General features: G+C 46.4%; 15 protein-coding genes. 5 read left to right on the top strand and 10 right to left on the bottom strand.

Annotated features, from left to right (window positions below; translation table 11 throughout):
• The first annotated feature begins 200 nt into the window (after positions 1-200).
• Both AC1DXC_RS16235 and AC1DXC_RS16230 read left to right on the top strand, forming a co-directional pair.
• The gene (locus tag AC1DXC_RS16235) at positions 201-2,306 is read left to right on the top strand and encodes an alpha-L-arabinofuranosidase C-terminal domain-containing protein (RefSeq protein WP_477460209.1); all 2,106 of its coding nucleotides are present in this window, start codon (positions 201-203) and stop codon (positions 2,304-2,306) included.
• A 33-nt stretch (positions 2,307-2,339) separates the two neighbouring features.
• Positions 2,340-3,914 carry a glycoside hydrolase family 43 protein gene (locus tag AC1DXC_RS16230; RefSeq protein ID WP_477460208.1) on the top strand — a complete coding sequence of 525 codons (1,575 nt, stop codon included), beginning with the start codon at positions 2,340-2,342 and terminating at the stop codon, positions 3,912-3,914.
• A gap of 167 nt (positions 3,915-4,081) precedes the next feature.
• On the opposite strand, the gene AC1DXC_RS16225 is transcribed toward AC1DXC_RS16230, so the two are convergent.
• From AC1DXC_RS16225 to AC1DXC_RS16205, 5 genes are all read right to left on the bottom strand, one after another.
• Entirely contained in the window at positions 4,082-4,393 is a 312-nt protein-coding gene (locus tag AC1DXC_RS16225) for a hypothetical protein (RefSeq protein WP_477460207.1), read from the bottom strand.
• A gap of 152 nt (positions 4,394-4,545) precedes the next feature.
• Positions 4,546-4,926 carry a DoxX family protein gene (locus tag AC1DXC_RS16220; protein ID WP_477460206.1) on the bottom strand — a complete coding sequence of 127 codons (381 nt, stop codon included), beginning with the start codon at positions 4,924-4,926 and terminating at the stop codon, positions 4,546-4,548.
• 155 nt (positions 4,927-5,081) lie between these two features.
• Positions 5,082-5,744, bottom strand: coding sequence for a hypothetical protein (locus AC1DXC_RS16215; RefSeq protein WP_477460205.1), 663 nt, complete (start codon positions 5,742-5,744; stop codon positions 5,082-5,084).
• A gap of 66 nt (positions 5,745-5,810) precedes the next feature.
• The gene (locus tag AC1DXC_RS16210; protein ID WP_477460204.1) at positions 5,811-6,305 is read right to left on the bottom strand and encodes an SRPBCC family protein; all 495 of its coding nucleotides are present in this window, start codon (positions 6,303-6,305) and stop codon (positions 5,811-5,813) included.
• Between the two features lie 11 nt (positions 6,306-6,316).
• Positions 6,317-6,622, bottom strand: coding sequence for an ArsR/SmtB family transcription factor (locus AC1DXC_RS16205; protein ID WP_477460203.1), 306 nt, complete (start codon positions 6,620-6,622; stop codon positions 6,317-6,319).
• Between the two features lie 333 nt (positions 6,623-6,955).
• Between AC1DXC_RS16205 and AC1DXC_RS16200 the strand changes: the two genes are divergently transcribed.
• On the top strand, positions 6,956-8,071 hold the full coding sequence (locus AC1DXC_RS16200; protein ID WP_477460202.1) for a metallophosphoesterase: 1,116 nt from the start codon (positions 6,956-6,958) through the stop codon (positions 8,069-8,071).
• 257 nt (positions 8,072-8,328) lie between these two features.
• Here AC1DXC_RS16200 and gldB read toward each other — a convergent pair whose 3' ends face one another.
• Entirely contained in the window at positions 8,329-9,369 is a 1,041-nt protein-coding gene (gene gldB, locus AC1DXC_RS16195) for a gliding motility lipoprotein GldB (RefSeq protein WP_477460201.1), read from the bottom strand.
• A 66-nt stretch (positions 9,370-9,435) separates the two neighbouring features.
• Here gldB and AC1DXC_RS16190 point away from each other — a divergent pair, with 66 nt between their 5' ends.
• Positions 9,436-11,085, top strand: a complete 1,650-nt coding sequence (locus AC1DXC_RS16190) for an NAD+ synthase (protein ID WP_477460200.1) — start codon at positions 9,436-9,438, stop codon at positions 11,083-11,085.
• Positions 11,086-11,291: 206 nt separating this feature from the next.
• Positions 11,292-11,903, top strand: coding sequence for a DUF4136 domain-containing protein (locus AC1DXC_RS16185; RefSeq protein ID WP_477460199.1), 612 nt, complete (start codon positions 11,292-11,294; stop codon positions 11,901-11,903).
• A 306-nt stretch (positions 11,904-12,209) separates the two neighbouring features.
• Here the strand turns inward: AC1DXC_RS16185 and AC1DXC_RS16180 are convergent, their stop codons facing one another.
• The 4 genes from AC1DXC_RS16180 to AC1DXC_RS16165 form a co-directional block, all read right to left on the bottom strand.
• The gene (locus tag AC1DXC_RS16180; protein WP_477460198.1) at positions 12,210-16,370 is read right to left on the bottom strand and encodes a T9SS type A sorting domain-containing protein; all 4,161 of its coding nucleotides are present in this window, start codon (positions 16,368-16,370) and stop codon (positions 12,210-12,212) included.
• Between the two features lie 540 nt (positions 16,371-16,910).
• Entirely contained in the window at positions 16,911-17,078 is a 168-nt protein-coding gene (locus AC1DXC_RS16175; protein ID WP_477460197.1) for a hypothetical protein, read from the bottom strand.
• A gap of 249 nt (positions 17,079-17,327) precedes the next feature.
• A complete protein-coding gene (locus tag AC1DXC_RS16170; RefSeq protein WP_477460196.1) occupies positions 17,328-24,314 on the bottom strand; it encodes a DUF2341 domain-containing protein in 6,987 nt (2,328 codons plus the stop codon).
• 393 nt (positions 24,315-24,707) lie between these two features.
• Entirely contained in the window at positions 24,708-24,941 is a 234-nt protein-coding gene (locus AC1DXC_RS16165; RefSeq protein ID WP_477460195.1) for a hypothetical protein, read from the bottom strand.
• Positions 24,942-24,944 lie beyond the last annotated feature (3 nt).

The following is a 24,944-nucleotide window of genomic DNA, read 5'->3' as shown; positions in this document are numbered from 1 at the left end:
TTAACGCGATTTGAATATAAAATACGTCCTTAATTGTCATAAGCATAAGAAATACGTGCGTAGGCTTTGAGCGTATAATCGTTTTATGAGCAATATTTTATATTATTTCAAACAATCGGTTTTTTATTTGAAAAATCCTGTTAAGTTTGCTAATCAATTTAAGTGTATAAAACACATTTAATAAACCAAAAAAACCAATTATGATGAAGCCATGCACCATTTTAAGCTTGTGCGTATTTTTGTTTGTTACCACCAACCTGGTAGCGCAAAACCCTAAATTAACGCTCGATTTAACCAAACCCGGGGTAACTGTTAGTCAGCAACTGTATGGGCTGATGACCGAAGAAATTAACCATTCTTACGATGGAGGCTTATACGGCGAATTGATCAGGAACCGGGTGTTTAAAGATAACCCGAATACGCCCGAGGCCTGGAGCCTTGTGCAGGAAGGCGACGGTAAACCGTCAATCCAATTGGTTGCGCCGGATCCAGACAAGGTTGCCATGGATCAACGGGGGCATGCCATCAATAGTTCGCTTACCACCTGCTTAAAACTGGTTGTTGAAACCGATGGGGGCAGGGCGGGAATTGCCAACGAGGGTTATTGGGGTATTCCTGTAAAGCCTAATACTATTTACAAAGCTTCTTTTTATATAAAAGGCCTGGGCAGTACGCCTCCGCGCCGCCGCCAGGATGGTTCTGCTTCAACCACGCCTGTTATCGATAACAATACGGCCGGCCCAATAACCGTGAGTATAGAAAGCAGGGACGGTAAAACCGTTTACGCTTCCGGGGTTATTACCCTGGTTAAAAGTAATTTTTGGAAAAAATACGAATTGCAATTAACCACTGCATCAGATATAAAGCCTACTGCAGATGCCCGTTTTGTAATCTCAACCAACAGGAAAGGCATTTATTATTTTAACCTTGTGTCCCTGTTCCCGCCAACTTATAACAACCGCGCTAACGGCAATAGGATTGATATTATGAAATTAATGGCCGATATGAAACCCGCTTTTCTGAGGTTTCCTGGCGGTAATTTCCTCGAAGGACCAAAGTTGACCGATGCTTTTCCATGGAAAACTACGCTAGGGCCGCTCGAAAACCGGCCCGGCCATAAAGGTTCGTGGGGGTACCGCGCAACCGACGGTATGGGATTACTTGAGTTTTTAGAATGGTGCGAAGATATAAAGATGGAACCCTTGCTTGCTGTATTTGCGGGTTACTCGCTTGATGGTGACCATGTAGATGCCGGCCCTTTATTGAAACCATATATTGAGGATGCCCTAAACGAAATTGAGTATATTACCGGTGATATACATACCTACTGGGGAGCAAAGCGCGCTGCCGATGGCCATCCCGCTCCGTTTAAATTACGATACGTAGAAATTGGCAACGAAGATGGCTTCGACAGATCAGGAAGCTACGATGGGCGTTTCGCGCAGTTTAATGATGCTATCAAAGCCAAATATCCTGCCTTAAAATGTATCGCAACAATCGGCGGCAGGGATTACCTGGGCACATTAGGTAAATTAACTATACGTAAACCGGAGATTGTTGATGAGCATTATTACCGTAATGCATGGGAAATGGAGGAGGACGCCGCCCATTATGATAACTACGACCGTAAGGGCTTTAAAGTATTTGTTGGCGAATGGGCAACAAGGGAAGGCGCGCCGACGACTAACCTGAATGCAGCCCTTGGCGATGCCGCATGGATGACGGGCATGGAGCGTAATTCAGACCTGGTTATCCTGTCGTGCTATGCACCACTGTTCGTAAATGTAAACACAGCTACCGCCACCGCGCCAAAGGCATGGCAATGGGACTCGGACCTGATTGGCTATAATGCGTTAACGAGCTTTGGTTCCCCATCTTATCACGTTCAGAAATTATTCAGCAATTATATAGGCAATAAGGTTGTCCCTTTAACGGGCATTAACATACCAACCCAAACCAGGCCTGCAACTAAAAGAGATAGCGCTGCTAATAAAATGCCACAACCTATACCCGCCATGTTTTATGTAGCTACAAAAGATACAAAAACAGGCAAGATATTTTTAAAGGTGGTAAACGCTACAGGAAAGCCGCAACAGGTAGATATTGAATTGAATGGAGTGGTTAAGTTGTCTACTGAAGGTACGCTGGTAGTTATAAAAGGCGATAAACCGGAGGATACCAATACGATTGATAACCCGGACAAAATAGTTCCTGTTACATCGGTTGTAAAAGGGCTTAGCAAGAAGTTCACCAGAACGTTCGATCCGTATTCGGTAAGTGTGCTTCAAATTAATACGGTTAGGTAGTTGATAAAGGCTTAAGGAATAATTACCATTAGTATGAGACATTTTTTTGCCCGGTTTAGTATCGCAGCAACCTTGCTTTTTGTCCCTTTTTTTGTTGAGGCGCAGAATAAAGCGGTTAACCCGGTTATATATGCCGATGTGCCCGATTTGAGCATGATCCGCGTGGGCGATACCTATTATATGAGCAGCACAACCATGCACATGAGCCCCGGGGTGCCTATCATGAAATCGAAAGACCTGGTCAACTGGAAATTGATCGGCTACGCTTATGATACACTTTCAACCGTAGATGCTCTTACGCTAAGCAACGGAAAAAGTACTTATGGCCGCGGCTCATGGGCCAGCAGCCTCCGTTATCATAAGGGTACTTTCTATGTGACCACTTTTGCCCAAACTACAGGTAAAACCCATGTATATACTACAAAGGATATCGAAAAAGGGCCCTGGAAATCGGTTTCGTTTAAACCCGACCTGCACGACCACTCCCTGTTTTTTGATGATGATGGAAAAGTATATATGGTAACAGGCGGTGGGAAATTGAGGATTGTAGAGTTAAACCCGGATGCATCGGGCATAAAACCCGGCGGCGTCGATCAAACCCTTATCGAAAATGCCAGCCTGCCATCCGGCAACAACGGCGGCCTTAATGCCGAAGGCTCTCAATTGTTTAAGGTAAACGGAAAATATTATCTGTTCAATATTACCTGGCCACGCGGCGGTATGCGTACCGTAGTGATACATCGTGCAGATAAAATTACCGGCCCCTACGAAGGGCGGGTTGGCCTGCAGGATAAAGGCGTAGCACAAGGCGGATTAATCGACATGCCTGACGGTACCTGGTATGCATACCTTTTTCGCGACTTTGGTGCTGTCGGCCGTGTGCCTTATTTAGTGCCTGTTAAATGGGAAGATGGATGGCCGGTAATCGGCATAAATGGCAAAGTGCCTGATACGCTTGATTTGCCTGCTTCTAAAGGCCTTATCCCCAGCTTGGTTTCTCCTGACGAGTTTACGCGTAAAAGAGGGGAGCCTGCGTTACCGCTTGTTTGGCAATGGAACCACAATCCTGATAATAGCCTTTGGTCTGTTACGGCTCGCAAAGGTTATTTACGGCTTACCACTGGCCGGGTCGATACCAATTTTTTAATGGCCCGGAATTCTTTAACACAACGGACAATCGGCCCGGTATGTACAGGGTCGGTATCGCTCGACGTATCTAACATGAAAGACGGCGACTTTGCCGGCCTGGGCTTATTGCAAAAAAATTATGGCCTGGTGGGCGTTAAAATAAATGGCCAAAGCAAAACAATAGTGATGGTTAACGCAAGCACTGGTGTGCCAATAGCGGTGCAGAACATCCCACTGAATCAGCAGAAGGTTTTCTTTAAAGCAGAATGTGTTTTTACGGATAAAAAAGACATCGCCAATTTCTTTTACAGCCTTGATGGAAAGGCATGGACACTCGTCGGTACACAATTGAAAATGGCATACACTTTACCTCACTTTATGGGTTATAGGTTCGCGCTGTTCAATTACGCTACTAAAAGCCCCGGTGGGTCAGCCGATTTTGATTATTTTCATATCACAGATAAAGTCACGGGGGAGTAGCTACGATAATCTTATCTCAGGAATGGGCCTTAACCAGCCGGTGCATGCCGTCGATTTTGCGCAAGCAATATCGACGGATTTTGATTGTTTGATGGCAAACAAGTTTCGACCGAGGTGAAAAGGTCGTCCTCGCTGCAGCCTATAACTACGGGACTGGCCTTAACTGGCTATCCTATTTCGATAGGATAGGTTTCGCAGTGCCTAACCTTTTCCTCAAACTCTAATAGTATGCCTTCATCTTCGGGATAATACACGGCCTTCTCATAGTCAGCTCCGGCAAACCTGATAACGGCTTCCAGATTTTCCCATTCGGTAACGGTATAAAAATGGCAGCAATCTGCTTCATAGGTCCGCCATACTTTCACGGTAAGGATGCCCTCCGTGTCGGTATAACCTTTTGTGCCTTTATGAAGAAGGAAATTTAGATAGTCGTCGGCATTTGCTAAACTGGTGCGGCCGTGCCAAATTCTTGTAATCATGGCGATGCGCTGTTAATAGATTGACGTTCGGCGAAAAATCATTATAAATATCGCGAAAGTCTTTACTAAATGTTATAGATAAATAAAAAGGGCCTAACTCCTCTACGGGGTCAGGCCCTTTTTTAGCGTATTTTCCAGTCCGCCCTTTTATTTTACGCCGCTTTCAACTTCAACCGTTTATGGTAGAAAATGTACGAGCAGGCCCATATGGCAATGAATACCAGTATAGGTGCCCAATCTTTAAAGGCGATGCCCGAAGCATAGGAAGAATATGCGGCGCCAATAAGATCGAACGTAAAACCCGCGTAGGCCCATTCTTTAAGCCGTGGAAAACCCGGAGTAAGTATGGCTATTACGCCCAATATTTTGGCTACTGCCAATAGATGCATTACATAAGGCTTGTACCCCAATACTTCCAGCATTTTGGTGCCTTCGGGGGTTGTTTTGAAGCTCATGACTGCCGAATAAAGCATCAAGGCTAATATCAGCCCCGTTGTGATCCAGTAAATAACGTTGATTGTTGTCTTACTCATGTTGATTGTTATTAGGTTATTATATATTGTTTCGTTTAATAAGAACAGTTTTGATTATGGTAGTTTTCCGCTGTCTAATATAACACGATTTATAATAATCCGGAACTTGTAAGGGCTTGATAATTAACGTCGGTTTTGCTAAGCAATACATAAGCCTACTGCTTGTTTTGCGACATAGCATCAAGTTCGGTTTTTGAGATTTTATCATAGTCGGGCGCTATACCGAATGTGCCGGCCGGGGCCTTTTGATCAGAAACGGCAGTTATTACGTAATCAGCAACTACCAGTGCGCCATCGGGCCCTGTTTGGAATGCTGCGTATTGTATAGGTGTGCCGCCGATTTTGGCATAATATTTTTCAACAACATTAGCGGGCAGCACTACGTCATTGGTTATCCAGGTATCGTAAGTTTTTTTTGTTTTAGTATCTGTCGCCACTACTTTCTTGCAGTTGAAACCCGATATCTGTTTGGTTTCGGTTGTTGGGGCAAAGGTAAACGCAGGGAAAGTGCTTAAAATCTGGTCTATTTCGGCCTGGGTATAAATCGCAGCCTTTTTGATATTGAAACTAGGTACCGCAGCTACTACGGCAAAAAACTTATCCTTAGTATCTGATAAAAGCTTAATGCTTACCGGGCCTGCAGAAAACAGTGCAGCGGTAGAATCAGCACGGAAGTATTCCTTTACTTCGATTTCCTGGGCGCCTGTGCTTGTTTTGAGGGTTACCAGGCCTTCGGTATAACTTTTTTGCGCATTGGCGTTCAATGCAGTTGCCGACAAAACGATGCCGAGAGCAACACTTAAATGTTTGATTTTCATGGTATTTAATTTGGTTTTTACTTGAAATAATTAAAGTTTGATTGGGTTAGGCGCAAATACCCGGGTTTATTCCGAAGCCAGTAAATCATCCAGGTTGGCAAGGCTGGCGGCTGTGCCTTCTTTGAAGCCGTTGTCTACGAACATTTTGATAGTGGATTCGTCCTCAAAAGTTATCACCGATTCTACTTTCGCGCGGTTACCTTCTATGGCTAAAAATTTCGTGTCCCTATATGATTTTGGGCCTGCGGTAACCGGGTTGCCCTCACCGTCGCAAAACAAGCCTGTTGTCGAGAAGGCACTGCCATTTTCTATCGCGGTAAATTCGGCATATACCCAATGTTTTTGGCCTTCGGTGCCAATCATGGCATAAAGCCATGCCCCACCGACGGTAAAATCCCATGTTTTGGTTTTGGCCGACCAGGGTTTTGGCGCAATCCATTTGTCTATCAGGTCGGGCTCGGTCCAGGCTCTCCATACTTTTTCAACCGGCGCATTAAATTCACGCGATATGTAAATCTTTTTAGTAGCAAGGTCGGTTTCGAACACAAAGTTGTTTATCATGATTGTTGAGTTTACAAGTCGTTTAATAAGTCGTCTAATTGGTTAAAGCTGTCTTCCCACATCTTGCGGAAACGTTGCAGCCAAATGTCTATCTCTTTCATTTTTTCGGGATTGAAGTGGTAATGTATCTCTCTGCCCGATTTTTTCTGCACCAGTACTTCGCATTCGGTAAGTATCTGTATATGTTTAGATATGGTTTGCCGGGTGCTATCAAAGTGTTCGGCAATGGCGTTGGGTGTCATGGCGCTTACGGCCAGTAAAGTTAAGATGGCCCTGCGTGTAGGATCGGCAATGGCCTGGAAAACGTCTCGTCTCATCGTTATTTGCAGTTGATTGACTGTAAATATAAGTGCAGTCAATCAGCTGCGCAAATTTATTTTTCTTTTTTTTCGATCAGGTTACGGTGGCGATACCGCCCTGCCCATTGGGGGTATTTATCGCGAATCTTTCCTTAAACTGATACGCGGTGCGTAAAATCTGGTGTAAAAGAGCCGTGCGCTCCAAATGATGATTTTGCAGTTTTGGGCGGTTACTTTGCACAACCTCTCGGGCAGCGCAAACGAATATCCGGGTGGCAAGTTCTCAAGAATAAATGCCTAACTTTATAACAAAACTGCTTAGCCGTATAACCTTATCCTCATTCGCCCTATATGAAAAAGCTCCTGCCGTTCATCATCGCCATACTCCCTGTTTTATGTTATGCCCAAACCGATTCGGTGCTGGTGCTGTCTGATGTGCATATCGACCTTCGCAAGCCCTTCGATACTTTTTATCATACCGATACCGACCCACGGGTTTTCTTATCTGCCACCGCGAATGCCAAAGCGGGCAAATACCCCTTTATTATTATGCCCGGCGATTTGCTACGGCACACTACCAAGGCCGAGAACGATACGCACGATATAGCCGACATGAAGCTGAGCTATAAATACGTCATCAAAAACATTAAAGCAATAGATAAGCGGGCCGTGATATTACCCGCGCTGGGCAATAATGATTGCATTGCGCATAACATACCCAATGCCGCAACTTACAAGGTTTTTTATGATGCCCTGCTCAAACGGATAGATAAGGGCGGCAGGATAAAAAAAACATTCCTTGCCGGTGGGTATTATGCTTACGAGAAAGATAGCCTGGCCGTAATCGTGCTCAATACTGTGCTTTTTATGCATGAGAATGATTCGCTGGCTTCCGAGGCTAAAGCCGAGTTGGTTTGGCTGAAAGAGCGATTACAGGCCCTTAAGCCCGGCCAATCGGCATGGCTGGTTTACCATGTGCCGCCGGGGATAGACAGATACGGCAAAACCCCCTCCTGGCAGGATAGCGTCCAGGCGGCTTACCTGCAAATCATCAAGCAATATTCGCAACGCATCAAGCTTCAACTTGCGGGGCATACCCACATGGTTGATAGCCGCCTGCTGGCAGATAGCGGCAAACTACTATCGTACGTGGCCATAGCCCCCGGGCTCGATTCGCGGAACGGTAATAACCCGGCCTACCAGGTGCTTCATTACAATCAAAGCGATAAAAGCCCAACCCAAATTACCACATGGTACACCGATGCTACGAGCAATTATGCCTGGCATCCCTTTACGTTTAAGAATCTGGATTTCGACTTTTTTAAAGATGGTAGTCCCGACAATAGCGCGGGGCTGGATTTTATACGGCACTATACCACTTGCAGGGGCGCAACCAAATCTAAAGATGGAGCCGCCATTGCCTGGGATGATACGTTTAGGTGTATATCTACCATCAAAATTCCTTGATTGATGATCCATAAGGGCCTGACCTTAGAATGCATGAAACCTTTTAGGGCCGATTCTTATCGCTCGCAGATTTGACTCACCCCGAATGCGCTCCGCTGTTCGACCCTCTCTGCTCCGCAAAGAGGGTGAGGAAAAAAAAGGAAAATAACCCCAATTTCTCCCCTTCTTTGCGCAGCAGAGGAGGGGGCGGGGGTGAGTCAACTAGTGATGCGGACATTTGCGCCATGTTTCGAACACCCAAGACACAAATCCCTCACCTACGGATTCTTGGGCCGGTATTTGGCTTGGTTCAAAATTTCCTGGGCGTCGTCATCCGCCATTAGTTGCGGCAGGGTAACCTCGGGGTGCTTATCCATATAAGCGCGAACGATTTGCCAGCCCGTCCAAATCGCCAGTTTGGGTGCCGATTCATTGTTTTCGCCAAGGCCGGGGGTGAAGGGGGCCTCGTTGAGGTATTTCTGTATTTTTTGGTAATCGCTTTCGTAAAGCAGGTTCTCTTCTAAAAAGTAGCTCCAAATATCAGCCTTAAAGCTATCGCACCATTTTATTTGTTTATCGGTGTAGCCAATTTTGGTAGAGTCGGCTAAGTCGGGCAGTACCTGGTCCATAAAGTACATGATTTTACCGTTATACACCATTTTGGCCAGCAGGCTCTTGTCTTTTTCATTCTCAGGGAACATATCCTCTCGGGCCATGCCTTCCACAACGCGCGGGGCAATATTATCGGGCGTAAACCTGCGGCTTATATAACGCGGATAGGCATCAACCTGTGCGGGGTAAAAACGCGAATCCGCACCCAAAAACAAATCCAGACCTATACCGAAGTACGTATCGCCAACAACCACCTGCGTTTGGAAACCCGACCAATAAGCATACACTTTGGGCAGGTTCTTTTTGGGGTAATAGTATTTTATGCGGCGGAAAGCATCCGTAAGTTCGGCTTCCTGTTTATCCAGGTTGGGGTAGGTGGCATCTACGTCGTGCTTTAAGTCGGCATAGGCCTTATCGGCAAAAATGGCGCGCAGGCGGGTGTAGTAAGCCGTATCGCGGGCGCTGCCGGCTTTTAATACGCGCTCGATGAAATCGATATAAAAACTGCCGTATTTCTTATAAAGCGTGCCTGCCTGCTCATCCATATGCTTTACACGCAGCGAATCGAAATCCTTATCAAAACGTTCGATTTTTACATCAACCGGTATATTGCTAACATCAATTTTTTTATGTTTGTTACAGGCCGATAGCAGTACCGAGGCAAGGCCTAAATAAATAAGCCCTGTTTTGTAAGAATAAGAGTTCATTTCTGTCGTTTTAGCAAAAATAATTTTTTTATTTGCATTACAGCGAAAGCATTACTACAGCATAATATGAAGATCGCATTAGCCCAGCTTAACTATCACGTAGGTAACTTCGAATCCAACACCAACAAAATCATACAGCACATCCGCGAGGCTAAACTTAATGGTGCCGATCTGGTGGTTTTTGCCGAATTATGCGTTTGCGGCTATCCCGCGCGCGATTTTTTAGAGTTTACCGAGTTCATTAACCTATGCGATGAAGCTGCCAAAACCATTGCTGCCGAGTGCCGGGATATTGCCTGTATTATAGGCCTGCCAACACCTAACAACAATACCGAGGGCAAGGATTTAAACAACTCCGCCTATTTTATTGAGGATGGCGAGGTAAAGGCCATCGTGAACAAGGCACTGCTGCCCAATTACGATATTTTCGACGAGTACCGCTATTTTGAGCCGTCAACCAGTTTCAATTGCATAGATTTTAAGGGAACACGCATCGCGCTTACCATTTGCGAGGATTTGTGGAACACCATAGAAAATCCGTTGTACATTACCCGCCCTATGGATACGCTGATACAGCAAAAGCCCGATGTAATGATAAACATTGCAGCATCGCCATTTGCGTACAACCACGATGACGAGCGTATTGCCATTTTAAAAGATAACGCCAGCCGCTACAACCTGCCGCTATTTTACGTGAACCACGTTGGCGCGCAAACCGAACTGATATTCGACGGCGGCTCATTGGTGTTTGATAATGCAGGCAACCTGGTTGATGAGCTGCCGTATTTTAAGGAAACGTTGACCTATTACACCCTGGGCGACGATGCCGCTATCAGCTTTGAGCACGAGAGCACAGTGCGTGTGCAAAAACAGAGCGATATTGAGCAGATACACCAGGGCCTGATTTTAGGGATCAAGGATTACTTCTATAAATCGGGCTTTAAGCAGGCTATTTTGGGCCTTTCCGGCGGGATTGATTCTGCCGTGGTATGCGCTTTGGCTGCCGAGGCCCTGGGCCCGGAGAATGTGATGGCCGTGCTGCTGCCCTCGCGCTTCAGCAGCGACCACTCTATAAAAGATGCCGAGGACCTGGTAACGAACCTGGGCTGCAAGAGCGAGATCGTACGTATAGCCAAAATTACCGAAGCCTTCGAGGAATCGCTGTCGCCGCAGTTCCAGGGCCTGCCCTTTAACATTGCCGAGGAGAATATCCAATCGCGCAGCAGGGCGGTGGTGCTGATGGCTATGTGTAATAAGTTTGGCTATATATTGCTCAATACCTCCAACAAAAGCGAAGCCGCCGTGGGTTATGGCACCTTGTATGGCGATATGTGCGGCGGTATATCCGTCATAGGCGATGTTTTCAAAACCCAGGTGTTCGACCTGGCGCGCGAGATAAACAAGGACAGGGAGATAATCCCCGAGAATACCATCGTAAAACCACCATCGGCCGAGCTTAGACCCGACCAAAAAGACACCGATTCGCTGCCCGAATATGATATACTGGATGCCATATTGTTCGAGTATATCCTCAACAGGCGTTCATCTGCCGAAATTATCAAACTCGGTTTCGAAGAAGCGGTGGTGCGCAAGGTGCTTAGGCTGGTAAATATTTCTGAGCATAAACGCTACCAAACCCCACCCATCCTGCGCGTATCGCCAAAGGCCTTCGGTATGGGCAGGAGGATGCCGATAGTGGGGAAATATTTGTCATAGTGTCTGAACTTAAAGAGCTTCGTCATTGCGAGGAACGAAGCAATCTCTACGCTTAGTATTCCCGCCCTGCATTGTGGATTTGCTAATCGGGAGATTGCTTCGTGCCTCGCAATGACGTTGTGGGTTAAATCTCAAAAAAAATCTTTCACGCCCATTAAACCTTTTCCTATTGCTTTGTCTAAGGAGTATAAATAACAGGTGTTGCCATGAAAAAATATATCTATTTAATGCTGGCGGTAGCGTTCGTATCGGTACTGCAAGCCTGCAGCAGTTATAACTATTATACTGCGGCTGCAAACAAAACCAACTTAAGCAGTTACCGCACCTTTGCCTGGGCGCCTATGCAGCGCGATACCGGCAAGCAATGGCGCCCCCTTACCGAAATTGGTAACGGCAAAATAAAAGAGGCCGCCAAAACGGCCCTGCTGCAAAAGGGCCTCACTATTAATGAGCAAAACCCCGATCTGTTGGTTGGCTACGCCACCGCTACCGGCCGCGGCACCAAAATCACTTATTATTACACCCCAATGTACGGCGGTTATTACGGTGGCTTCGGCTATGGCTGGTACCGCCCGTTTGGCTATGGCTATTATGGCTACGGTTATCCAGGCTATGGCGGGGCTTTCCCTGCAAGAGTGCCCTATCGCGAAGGCACCATTATTATAGATCTGATAGACCCCAGAACTAACGTATTGGTTTGGCGCGGCTACGGCGTTGGCGAGCTGCACGACCCAAAGACCACCCAGCGCGAGATACCAAAGGTGGTAGAGGGCATCATCAAGCAACTAAGCTTAGCGCCACCGCTTCGTAAAGGGTAAAAGATTAATTCGTTTAAGAACCTAATGGAAAAAAAGCTCCTCCTGCGCAGTGCAGTAAGGGGCTTTTGCTTTTGTTTATTTTTCTTTTTGCTTACGCCGAAAACCTTGTTGGCTTTTTATGAAGATGGTACACTGCGAATATAAACGCTATGCCTGCAAGGGCAAATACCCCGGGTATCTAAGGGCACGGTGCGGCCATCTCGGGAGTGTCGCCCTGTGCAAATGTTATGCAGGGGATGCTTAATAGTAACATTGAACAAGACCGGAAGAGCGTTTTTGTTTGTTATTTCCCGCACGCATGTCAACCTAGTTTTTTATAAATTTACCTTTTCCTAACGATGCGCCGTTACTTTTAAGTACTTCTACAATGTATGCACCGGTTTTAAGGCTGCCGATATTTTCGCTCCAGTTACTGGTACTGGATGTTTTTTGCATAACCAGGTTGCCTGTTGAGTCATAAAGCTTGAATTTATAGGTTGCTGCCGAGGCTGGTTCGGGGATGCTCACGTTTATCATTTCTGAGGTAGGGTTAGGGAACACACTAAATAACCCGCTGCCGGCGGCATTCTTATCGTAAAATATAGTTATCGGCTGCGAATAGCTTATTTTGTTGTCTATATCGTTTTGTTTTAAACGATAAATATTATTGCCCGAATTTGGCGCATGGTCTACATAGTTGTATGCCGCGCTTCCATCGCTTTGTTTATCATAAAGGGAGGTATATTCGCCGGTAGTTTTGTTTAGCTTTTCCAATGTAAAGCTGGTGTAATTGCTTTCGTTAACGGTATTCCAGTTAATGTTTACGCCTTCCGTTACTTTGGTAGCTGCAAAATTGGTAAGTAAATACTGCGGCACTGGCTTGCGGCTGATAACAAGCTCGAAACGATTACCTCCAAAGGTGCTTGTATCGGTTGAAACCAGGTTAAAGGCGTAAGTACCGTAACGGCGTATATCCAGCGAATCTTTCTTTAAATGATCTATCAGGTAAATATTATAAAGCGTATCTATGTTCCGCACACCTTCCAGCTTTAAGTTATAAATGCCGGTTGCGGTGGCGCTTACGTTTAACCACACGCGGCTGCCGCTATGGTAATCGGGCAGGTGGTTAATAGCTGTTTTTACCTTATCTGAAGATAAACTGCTAATGCTTGTAATTGACGATGGCCCTGCTAAATATAATGCATCTCCTTCTTCAAATTTAGCCGAATAATCTTTGCGATAATAAATTCCGCAATAGCCAAAAACGTTGGCATCTTTTTCAATTTTCATGTATAGCCCGGTAAGTGGCTGATTGGTAGTTGGCGCAGGCAGTGCCATTTTGCGTTGCTGTGCAATAGATAAGCTGTTTGGCCCTAATTTTCCGTCAACAGCAAGCACTTGCGCTTGTGGTGCGTCCATAATAAGTGAACTGCCGGTAATTTGTGTGCTGGTGGCTTTTTGGTTCTCATTAAAAGTTAAGGTTGCACTTGTGCTTTTAGCATGCACTATAAAACCCGCGCCGCTTACCGCGAAACCATTGGCTGCAGGCGACGAAGAACCGTTGGTTGAATAGGCCACGTAATCCTGGCCGGTACCCCCCTCGCGTTTCGACAGCATATAAATTACATCAATGCTGGCGCTGTTATCACTATAAAGCTGGCTTAAATTTAAGGTGGATGGGTATGGGTTGCCTACCATATTGTACCCGGGGTTTGCTAAAGCACTATAAGAGAGTTTTCCGGCTCCGCCTGTGGGCGTGTACCAAAGCTTAACCGTAAAAGTGCCCTGATTTATAAAGCCGTTATCGGTCATGGTAGCATCCTGCGGCACTATGGATGATGAGCCTGAAGAGCGTGTACTGGGGCCAACAAAGTACATTAAAAACCCATTACCAATTGGTATGGTTAAGTTGCTGATGGTGGCAGTAGCATCACTTGTATTAAGTGTGGCAACATCGGTAGCAGTTACTTTAATGACACCAACATGCTTACCCGATAGCGAGCCAATATTAGTGGCAGCAATAGATTCCTTGTATAGGTAAATGGTTGGGGTAACGCTTTTACCCGAAAAGCCTCCTGCCTGAGCTAACGCATCGTTGCTAAACACCCCACCGGTAAACGCCCCTGCATAAGCAACGCCGTTAAAAGTATGTTGATTAAGGTATGCGAGATTGAAGGTGTTGGTATTGCTGATTGTTGCTGAAGTTTGGTTAACCGGCGATGATAAAAGGCGGTAACCGCGGTTAGAAGCTACGCCGCCGCCGGTAAGGAAACGTTGAACGTGAGCGCTCCCGCTAATGCCGGCACCGCTTGCCATTTTATCAACTGCTGCTGAACCATTGGCATCAGACTTTAATGTAAGTATTCCCCCCGTGGTTAGTATAGTGTTTGTACCCATTGTAAGCAACCCGGTACTCCCTACGTAAAACTGGCCGGTGCCTGCCATGGTTTTTGCGCCCGTACCGCTAAACGTAACATTGTTGAATGTTGTGCCGTTAGTAGAGTTATCGGCCAATGCTTGTGGCGTAGTGCCATTATCAAATATAATGGTACCCGCACCGTAAGTAAACGTGCCGTTATTGGTATAAGTGTTTTTAAATGTTGTGGTACCTGTGCCTGCGCTAAAAGTACCGGTTGAGGCGTTGGCGAATGGCCCTGTAACGGATAAGGTGCCGGGGCTTGCCCCGCAGTTTAAAGTGCCGGGGCCAACAGAGAGGCTGTTGCCAATGGTAAATGCGCCGGTGCCTCCGTTCATGGTGCCACCTGTTATGGCCACAGATGTAGCTATACCTACTGTACCCGCACTGAAATTCATGGTGCCCGAAAATTGACTTATGGCCCCTGTAAGACTTACATTGCCCGAACCCTGTTGAAACGTGCCTGTAGTGTTGCTGAGATTAGTTGTGGAGAACAGCCCTGCGCCGGTTGTGAAAGTACCCCCGGTTAATACAGTGCCACTACTAGCCGTAAGCGTGCCATTATTGCCGGTAAAAGTGCCGGCATTGTTAAGCACCCCGGTAATGGCAAATGCGCCGGTACCTTGTTTAACGGTAGCGCCCGATACATTGGTAAAGGTACTGCCAACATTCATTACGGCGTTATTTACTGTAAAATCAACCGTTGGTGTACTAGATGCAACGGTGCTGAAGGTGCCGGTTACGGTTACTGTACCGCTACGGGGCGTTTTAGTGCCCGAGCCGCCAATGGCAAGATTGGTATAGGAAACGCCGCCGCTTAACCCCGTAATGGCAGAATTTGTATAAACTGTTTGCCCCGCCCCGGTATAACCTATAGTGGCACCGGTGCCATTTAAAGTAAAGCCGTTTGTAATAGCAGATTGTAAATTACCCAGGGGGGTTGCACCGGTGAAGTTTAAAGTGGCATTGCTAACCGATAATATTATAAAAGCGTTGCTGGTACCGCCGGAGTTTATTGTAGAGTTAAGGTTAGCAGCAGTAACAGTTCCGGCTGTAATATATACCTGCGGGTCAAAGTCCCTTAGGCCGTTCAAGTCATATGCACTAAGATTGATGTCGCCGGATAGCATCAGGCTATTTACCGATAAGGTTAATCCGAAAAATTTATTATTATTTTTAGGTATTGTTGAATTCCCCATATTAAAGTTAACCGCAGTGATATTCCCGGCGCCTGAAATACTCATTGTAATGTCATTGGTATTAAGGTCGGCAGTTACGGTGATATCGTTGTTAACGGTAAGCGTACCGGCAGATACGATCATTGCATTTGTAACCTGGCTTACGGTGCCTAAAATAACCTGACCGACAGATGTATTGGATGAAACGGTAGGTGCGTTTGTATAGGTGCTTGCATAACCTATTCGTGCACAATCATACTGGCCCGGTGCGCTGCTGCTGGTATTGCCAGTGTTGTCTTTCCAGTTACCGGCTGTGCCCCATACGGTATTTGTTGCGCCCGTCCAGTCGTAGTTTCTACCGGTGGTGTAAACCGTGTTTGTTGCCAAATTGGTAACGCTGCTTACACCGGTGGTGTTTTGTGCTATAGTGCTCACAGAAGGTAAAGTAAAAACAACCTGGTTTGGCGCTGCATTTTGGTTTACACTAATATTAAGCACCAAATAAAAATAGTAAGTGCCCGTTGCAAAGGACGGCATGCTGGTAACAGAAAGTACCCCGGAGTTGAATTGCAGACTGTTGTATTGTGTACTGGCTCCTACTGCATTTGCCGGTGTTGCCGAACTAATGCTGGCCAAATAGCCAGAAAACATGGCATTGGTACTTATACTGCTCGAACCGTTAGACGTGGTTGAAATATTGAAAACAAAGGGCTGATAAGGGCCATTGGTTACCACCATTTGAAAGCCGAACACCACCTGATTGGTGTTGCCTTGCTGCAAATAGGTACTTGCATTGCCCGCCAAAGCCGTAAAGGTAACGGTTGGCGTTGCATTGGCTTTGTAGCCAAAGGCTAATCCTATTATGATTCCACAAAAAAATAACAGTTTCCTCATAGCATTGCGGGGGATAATTTTCAATGAGTAAAAATAATAATTTTGTCAGGAATGCCTTGATTAGCATTTAGTTGCTATTGTAGACGATGAATTTATTTATATCTTATTCTAATTATCTTTCGAGAAAATATGTAAGCTTTTGGTTTTTATTTGCTGCCAAAAAACTCCTTTCGATACCCGCTGTGCTAAATCGACAAATGGATGTACCAACAGCTATGCCTGGTACAAATATTCGCACTAAATCTCGTCGTTAATTAAATATCACAAAAATAGCGTAAAAATTAACTCTGCCTAACTTTAATGATATAATTGTCAGATACCCTTAAAGTTATCCATCAGCATTTATGGCCCGTTTATGATTGTACGAGCCAGAAACGATTAAGGTTTCAGGCCGACTGCACTTAAACCAAACTATTTTTCTACAACTAAAGGTTTTATTTGTATTTATCAATGTATCAACGTGTTATGAATAATAAAACCCTGTCCGTTTTGCGGGCAGGGCTTTATTATTCGTCAGGTAGGAGATTATTCCTGCTAGTTTTAAGCGGGAATCTTTACTTGCTTATTATGTAAGTAATATGCGCCATAAGCAACAGCAATTGCGGCAAGCAGTATAACCCAGGTATCTAAAGGAACGTTGCAGCCATCGTAAGGGTCGCAGCCATCGGCGGGCGGGTCGCCTTGTGCAAATGTCATAGTTGGCATCATCAACAATAATGCTACTAATGGCCCACAGATAAATTTCAAGTAATTTTTACGCCCCTTCATCTTCACTTTGTTTTTACAAATTTAACGTTTTCCAAACGATGTTCTGTCGTTTTTTTCAAATCTATCATATGAGCCGCTGCTATAAGCCGGCCTAATGTTTCTCTCCGCTGCTAAAGCCAGGGAAGCACGGGGTAAGCGCCTGCAGATTCACAATCAGCTTACAACCCTGGCCTGCGCCGGTTGCACCTATTATCTTTTTATGAATTTAGCCTTGCCTAAAGATGCACCGTTGCTTTTTATCACCTCTATAATGTAGGCACCGGGCTTAAGGCCGCTCACGTTTTCTGCCCAGTTGCTGGTGTTAGAAGACTTTTGCAGCAATAAATTGCCCGCTGTATCGTAAAGCCTCATTTTATAAGTGGCAGACGATTGATCATCGGGTACGCTTACATTGATCACTTCTGCCGTTGGGTTAGGGAAAACACTGAACAGCCCTTTTATGCCTATCTTATCATAAAATACGGTTACGTTGGCCGAGTAGCTTATCTTGCCGTCGATATCATTCTCTTTTAAGCGATATATATTATTGCCGGCATTTGGAGCAGGGTCTACAAAGCTGTAGTTGCCGCCGCCATTGCTTTGCCTTTCATAAATCTGCTCAAACTGACCTGTTTTGCTGTTCTGTTTCTCCAGAATAAAACCTGTGTAATTGCTCTCGTTGTAAGTTTTCCAATCCAGCTTTACGCCACCGGTAACTTTATTGCCCGCAAAGGCAGCCAGCACGAAAGGCACTATCGGCTTTCGCTGTATCGAGAGTTCGAAACGATTTGCGCCGAAAGTAGTGGTATCGGTTTTAACCAGGTTAAAGGCATAATCGCCATAGCGGCGCATATCCAGCGAATCTTTCTTCAGTTTATCCATCAGGAAGATATTATACAGCGTATCTATATTACGAATACCCTCTATCTTCACATGATACAAGCCGGTTGCGCTGGCGTTTACATTCAGCTTTATGCGGCTGCCGTTATGGTAATCTGGCATCAGGTTCACGGCGGTCATCACACCATCGGCCGATAGGCTGGCCATGCTCACGGTTTCGGTTGGGCCGCTCAGGTACCGGGCATCGCCATCTTCGAACTTTGCTTTATAATCCTGCCTGAAATAGATACCGCAATAATCATACACCAGGCTGTCTTTTTCCATTTTCATGTATAGCCCGGTTATGGGCTGTTCGCCTTGCTGTACAGGCAACGCCATTACGCCTTGCGATGCGCCATTGCCCATTTTACCGTCAACGGTGATGGCATCAGCCCTTGGTGCGCTCATAATTAACGCCGTGCCGGTTATTTGCTGTGCAGGCGCTTTTTGCGCCTCATTGAAAGTAAGCGTTGCGCCAGTACCCGCCGTACTTTTAACGTGCACTATAAAGCCTGCGCCGCTTACAGCATAACCCAATGCCGTTGGCGACGATGTGCCGCCTGGCGAATAGGCGACATAGTTTTGGGCGGTGCCGCCCGTTTTGGATCCCAGCAGGTAAATACCATCTATACTTGCCGTATTATCTGTTAAAACCGTTTGCAGGTTTATGGTAGAGGCGTAAGGGTTGCCCATCATGTTATAGCCTGGCAAACTTGCTGCCGAGTTAGACAGCTTGCCAACCCCGCCTGTTGGCGTGTACCACAGGTTAGCCGTAAAGGTGCCCTGATTAAGGTAACCGTTTGCGGTAAGGATAGCATCGGTAGGCGGCCCGCCAAAGTTGGCGCTGCCGGTTGTACGCGTACTTGGCCCCACAAAGAAAAAAAGGAAGCCGTTGCCGATAGGTATAGAGGTGGTAACGGGCGGGTCGGTAGAATGGGTGGTAGTAACGGTGGCCGTGGTACCCACAGTAGTGCTGGTAGTGCTGCCGCTTGTAGTGATGGCCGCGATGCCCACATGCTTGCCCGTTAAAAAGCCAACATTGCTTGATTGCAGCGTTTCTTTATACAAATAAATAGTGGGCGTAGTATTGGTGCCGCTAAAGCCGCTGCCGTTGCCGCCCGGGCCGCCAGTGAAAGCCCCCGGGTAGGTAACATTTAAGTAGGTATGGTTTTTAAGATAGCTAAGCCCAAAGGTATTGGTAGCGGCTGCCGTTGCCGAAGTTTGGTTAACGGGCGACGACATTAAACGATACCCCCGGTTTGCTGCCAAACCACCCCCTGTTAAAAAGCGCTCTACATTTACGTAACCATCTATTTTGTACGCAGGGTTGGTAATAATACTTACAGCAGCGGTTTGCGCTGCCGAACTTTTTAAAGTAAGGGTGCCGGGGGTAGCAACCACCAGGTTCCCTTTGGTGATCGTCAGCAGGCTGTAAATAGCCAAAGTATCATTGTTAATGGTTAAGGTTCCGGCGGCAGAGTTATTCAGTTCCATGGTGCCCACATGGGCATACCCGGTAGATGTTGAGCCGTTGTAGCTTTGGGCAGCACTGCTTCCGTTCCAGGTTATTTTTGATGTGTTTAAATTATTCCAGTCTATTGTTCCGGTGCCCTGGTTATAAATATTGCAGGCAACGCTTAAATTAGCACTCAGGCTTACGTTGCCCGTTCCGTTTAGGGTAAGCCCGTAAACAGCAGCATCACTGTTAAGTGCAATGCTTGTTCCGGTAGGGATAATTAAGTTGGCCGTGCCGTCAAAGGCAGGTGCCTGGTTGGTTGTTCCGGCGGTAGTGTTATCCCAGTTGGCAGCATCGGTATAAGTGCCTGTAACCCCTTTATAAGTATAAGTTAACGCGCCGGGTATAGCTGCTGCGTTGGTTATATTGGTTAAGGTTGTACCAACAGTTGTAAATGTTACCGGGTTATTTTGATTGCCATATTCTGCTTTAAGCCAATTGGCTGTTTTGGCCACATTTGATACCCGGGGCTCATCAATTGTTCCGTTAAAATTAAAGTTGTTAGTTCCTCCTCCTTCGCCAACTCCTATATAAAAGCTGGCATTGGCCGATGGGTTATTGGTGACTGTTAAAGTTTTATAGGCTGTTCCGTTCACATAAGTGCTAAGCGTTGTACCGGTGTAAACACCTTGTACATAATACCAGGTGCCGCTGGCCAAAGCTGTAGGGTTGGGTGTGGTGGCCCTGTTGGAAGCAACGCCCGATTCCACTTCCGGGTAATTAGTTGTAAAAACACCAAGCTTATAGCCGCCGGTGGAGCCTCCTCCTGCAGCCTGGTTTGTCATTATTTTTTGATCGAGCCCGGTAGCCCCTAGTTTAACCCAGGCCGATAAGGTAAAAGCCCCGGTAACTGATACCGCGTTGGTGGTGATTTTTTTAGTCGATCCGTTAAAGCTGTATGCGGTACCAATTTTACCGGCAACAAGATCGGCAGATGTCATTCCACTTGTTGTACCCGTATGCCCGCCGACGGTGCCATCTGCCACCGAACCGGTATAGCTAGCCTCATTAAAATGGAACACGGCCTGGTAGTCGCTTGCCCAGGTATTCGCAAAAAACGCGGCATTATGTGTTACAGGAGGGGATTTTGATCCAAAATAAAATGTTATCACATTGTTTGCCGCAAACGTTAAACTGGGTATTTGTACCCACACCAATAACGTACCTGTGGTTTGGTTATAGCTTTCTACCTGGTAATACAACTCGCTGGCACCGCTCACAAAGGCAAAGTCATAATTAGGGCCGTTGGGGTTTTGTACCTTGTCGGCGCAGGTATTTGAAATGATCAAATCGTTATCCTGTATACTTAGCAGTGCCGGGAAATTGGTAAGGTTTGAGGTAATACCAAGCGAAGTGGTGTTTAGCGTAATGGCATCCTGAAAAGCATAGTTTCCGTATGAGGTAACCACCGTAACCGATTGTGTTGAACTATTTGTACACCCGTTGGCATTGGTGATGTTTAGCGTTATTGTTTTTGTGCCTGTGGTGGACCATTGCACGTTAAAGGGCCCCTGGCCGGTGCCGGTTGAAGGTGTGCCGCCATTAAAATCCCAGCTGTAGGTAGATGTTGAAGGATCTGTTCCTGTATAAGTAATGCTTGCGGCTGAGTTAATACTAACTGTTGAAGTGGCGGTAAAGGTAGCCGATGGCAAGGCATTTACTACCCCCGTTACACTCAACTGCGAGCTACAGCCGCTTGTGCTGGTTACAGTAAGCGTGTAAACCCCCGCGTTTGCAGCAGTAACGCTGGCTATAGTAGGGTTTTGCAAAGCCGAGGTAAAGCTGTTTGGCCCCGACCATGCGTAGGTAGCGCCGGCTACCGTATTGGCTTGTAAGGTCATGGTGCTGCCCGCGCACACTGGTGCGCTGCCACCCCCATACAAGCTGTAAACCTGCGAAGCCGTTAACTCGCTATTATAAATGGCAACATCATCCAACGATCCGTTAAAATATAAACTGGTAGGAACATTTGGCCAGCTGACCATATTATCATACCCAATCTTCCAGTAACCGGCAAAAGATTGCGAGGTTTTCATGGTGGCATCAGTAGCCTGTAGTACACCATCTACATACAGGTTGGCCCCGTTGGTGGTAGATTCGGTGGCAACCACATGGTGCCAGTTGCCATCGGCATAGCCCGTGGTGGTATTTATAGTTTTATAGGCCGATGGGTAAAGGCCAAAATAAAGAAGCCCGGCGTTGTTCATGTAAATATGGCGGTCGTTATTACCGCTTGCTCCGGTTTGACTTGCGCCGTAACCTATCAGCCTGCCCCCCGCCGAACTGGTTTTAAACCATATGCTGATAGAGAAATTTTGTGGGCCGGGCGATGCGGTAGATGTAGTTGTGGAGACGTATTGGTTGGTACCGTTAAAGCTATAAGCACTGTTTGCAGCGCCGTAATGATCGGTAGTGAGCGTAGGCGAGTTTTGCAGCGTGCCGTTATTGCTGTTGCCCGATACATCGCTGGCGTTACCGGTAAACGGGTATGAAAGGTATAAGCCCGCAGCTGGGCCTGTAGGTACGCTTGCAAGCGCTGGCCCCGAACTGTTAACTACGCCCGTTACACTTAACTGCGATGTACAGCCGCTTGCACTGGTTACGGTAAGTGTGTAAACCCCCGCGTTTGCAGTAGTAGCGCTGGCTATAGTTGGATTTTGCAAAGCTGATGTAAAGCTGTTTGGACCTGTCCAGGCGTAGGTAGCACCGGCTACCGTATTGGCTTGCAAAGTCATGGTACTGCCCGCACAAACCGGCGCGCTGCCGCCACCGTACAAAGTGTAAACCTGGGCCGCAGTCAATTCGGTATTGTAAATAGCTACATCGTCCAATGACCCGGTGAAATAACGATTGGTAGGTGGGCTTGGCCAGTTGGCCAAATTATCGTAGCCTATACGCCAGTAGCCGTTAACACCATAAGCTTGTGAAACGGTCATGGTGGCGTCTGTAGCCTGCAGCACGCCATCCACATACAGGTTGGCCCCATTGGTAGTAGATTCGGTTGCAACTGCATGATGCCAGTTGCCATCTGCATAGCTTGCAGTGGTGTTTATAGTTTTAACTACCCCTGAGTAAAGGCCAAAATAAAGACGCCCGGCATTATTCATATAAATATGACGGTCGTAATTGGTGGCGCTCAACCCGGTTTGTGCTACTGCAAAGCCTACCAGCTTACCTCCCGCCGAGCTGGTTTTAAACCATACGCTGATAGAAAAATTTTGCGGGCCGGGCGATGCGGTAGCTGTAGTTGTGCTAACATACTGGCTTGTACCGTTAAAACTATAAGCGCTGCCCGCTACCCCGTAACGGTCTGTACTGCTTGTTGGGGCGTTTTGCAATGTGCCGTTATTGCTGTTGCCCGATACATCGGCAGCGCTACCCGTAAATGGATAAGAAAGGTATAAGCTGCCCGTAGGGCTTGTAGGCGCGGTGGCTATGGCGGGCGATGTATTTACAGTTGCGGTTACCGCAGTACGGGGGGTACTTGTTGCACCGTTCTGCGTGTAATCTACATAATAAATAGTAGTTGCGGTTATGGTTGGCGTAGTATAGGTTGCACCTGTTGCCAATGCAGTACCGCCCGTAAGGGCCGCGTACCAGGAATATACTCCGCCTGATGGCGTGCTGCCCGAAGCACCAAGCGTTACCGTACCCGAGTTACACACCGACCCCGGGGTACCTGTAGGTGCTGTAGGGTTAACCGTAATGGTAAACGTATTGCTGGTACCGGGTCCGCTTGAGTTATAGGCCGTAACAGTATAGCTGGTTGAAGCCATTGCTGCCGTTGGCGTACCACTGATACTGCCTGTGGCGGTGTTAAAACTTAAACCAGCAGGCAAAGTGCCGTTCAAAGAGAAACTGGTACGGTTATATTCCGTCATTTGATTGGCAAACTGGCTCGAAACAAACACGTTGCCAGAGGAGGCAACGGCAATTCCTTCGGGGTCGGCAACGGCCTGGCTGGTAATTAAAGTGCCGCTTGAGTTATAAACATAAACCGCATTGGTTGCTGCATTATCGCCTATATAAAAATTCCCGGAACCATCAATTTTTATGGCTTGCGCCGATGTAAACCCACTAAGAAAGGTTGATTGAAATGTGCCGGCCGAATTGTATTTTGTGACAGTGCCGCTGCCGTTATTCAACACATAAATGTTACCCGATGCATCTGTAGCCACCCCAAGCGGGGTGTTAAAATTGGTAGTTGGCAACGAAAGTAAAAGCGCGCCGCTTGTGTTGTATTTTTTTACGGTTACGGCACCCTGATCGGCGATATATATATTATTTGACGCGTCAATACCGATCCCCAAAGCATAATTTAAGCTGCTAAGTATGGTAGACTGATACACGCCGCTTGAGTTATATTTATATACGGTACCCGTATTAGACGGGCCAGCACCCAGGTTTAATACATAAGCATTGCCCGATGAATCAAAAACTATACCTACCGGCGAAGAAAGGGTTGCGCCCGTGCCAAAGGTGCCTTGGTATGTACCGCTCGAATTGTATTTGCTGATGGTATTATTACCTCTATTAACTACATAAACATTGCCACTCGCATCAATAGCTATACCGCGCGGGGCGCTCAAAGTAGCACCGGTAAGTGATATAGCCGGGCCAAAACCTAAAGCCACAACACCGTTGGTCACGGTGGGTGTAAGCGTTGAAATAGGTGTACCAACAGTGTAAACATTTGTTGAAGGGCTATAACTGATAACCGGGACAGCCGCAAAAATATTACCCCCCCATAGTATCAGGGTTACCGATAGTAACAAATGAAAATAAAGGACACGTACACTCATCGGTTGATGTTAAAATAAGGGCTGCTTTATTATCAAAACGGATATAACAGATTAAATGTTTCGATTATCAACCCTATTTTTTCTCGGTGGTTAAATATTTATCACCGGGAGCGGTTTCCAAAAAGTTGCTTTAGCGAAAAAATCAATGCGGCATCACTTTGTATGGTGTAATTATCAGATAACCTTTGTGTTACCGATTGAAACTTATGGCCCTTTTAATACTGTACATACCCAAACCAGCTATAGTATTCGGCCGAATACACTTAAACTTTAATTATTCTCCTTCAACTAAATATTTGTATCTATGCCAGAATATTATGAATAAAAAAGCCCTGTCCGTTTTTGCGGACAGGGCCTTCTGTATGTATCTGTGGTAGGTTATTTTGGTTGGTTTTATGCTACATGCCTTTGTTGCTTATTATGTAAGCTATAGGTGCCATAAGCAATCGCAACAATGGATAATAGCAGCACCCAATTGTCTATTGGTACATTGCAGCCATCGTATGGGTCGCAGCCATCGGCCGGTGGATCGCCCTGCGCAAAAGTTATGAACGGCAAACTGGTGAGCAACAGTAGTAATAGTAGTGCTTTGTTGAATGCTCCGTATTTGTTTTTGAGTGCCGCCATCTA

It is taken from the genome of Mucilaginibacter sp. P2_D11 (genome assembly GCF_056404435.1).
The sequence above is the reverse complement of the archived record's forward strand: the minus strand, read 5'-3'. Positions and strand labels throughout refer to the sequence as shown.

Bases quoted from the DNA above. Each gene is read 5' to 3' on its own strand.
- AC1DXC_RS16230 (WP_477460208.1), top strand. From the start codon at position 2,340: ATGAGACATTTTTTTGCCCGGTTTAGTATCGCAGCAACCTTGCTTTTT.
- AC1DXC_RS16225 (WP_477460207.1), bottom strand. From the start codon at position 4,393: ATGATTACAAGAATTTGGCACGGCCGCACCAGTTTAGCAAATGCCGAC.
- AC1DXC_RS16215 (WP_477460205.1), bottom strand. From the start codon at position 5,744: ATGAAAATCAAACATTTAAGTGTTGCTCTCGGCATCGTTTTGTCGGCA.
- gldB (WP_477460201.1), bottom strand. From the start codon at position 9,369: ATGAACTCTTATTCTTACAAAACAGGGCTTATTTATTTAGGCCTTGCC.
- AC1DXC_RS16220 (WP_477460206.1), bottom strand. From the start codon at position 4,926: ATGAGTAAGACAACAATCAACGTTATTTACTGGATCACAACGGGGCTG.
- AC1DXC_RS16200 (WP_477460202.1), top strand. From the start codon at position 6,956: ATGAAAAAGCTCCTGCCGTTCATCATCGCCATACTCCCTGTTTTATGT.
- AC1DXC_RS16175 (WP_477460197.1), bottom strand. From the start codon at position 17,078: ATGATGCCAACTATGACATTTGCACAAGGCGACCCGCCCGCCGATGGC.
- AC1DXC_RS16235 (WP_477460209.1), top strand. From the start codon at position 201: ATGATGAAGCCATGCACCATTTTAAGCTTGTGCGTATTTTTGTTTGTT.
- AC1DXC_RS16180 (WP_477460198.1), bottom strand. From the start codon at position 16,370: ATGAGGAAACTGTTATTTTTTTGTGGAATCATAATAGGATTAGCCTTT.
- AC1DXC_RS16190 (WP_477460200.1), top strand. From the start codon at position 9,436: ATGAAGATCGCATTAGCCCAGCTTAACTATCACGTAGGTAACTTCGAA.
- AC1DXC_RS16165 (WP_477460195.1), bottom strand. From the start codon at position 24,941: ATGGCGGCACTCAAAAACAAATACGGAGCATTCAACAAAGCACTACTA.
- AC1DXC_RS16185 (WP_477460199.1), top strand. From the start codon at position 11,292: ATGAAAAAATATATCTATTTAATGCTGGCGGTAGCGTTCGTATCGGTA.
- AC1DXC_RS16205 (WP_477460203.1), bottom strand. From the start codon at position 6,622: ATGAGACGAGACGTTTTCCAGGCCATTGCCGATCCTACACGCAGGGCC.
- AC1DXC_RS16170 (WP_477460196.1), bottom strand. From the start codon at position 24,314: ATGAGTGTACGTGTCCTTTATTTTCATTTGTTACTATCGGTAACCCTG.
- AC1DXC_RS16210 (WP_477460204.1), bottom strand. From the start codon at position 6,305: ATGATAAACAACTTTGTGTTCGAAACCGACCTTGCTACTAAAAAGATT.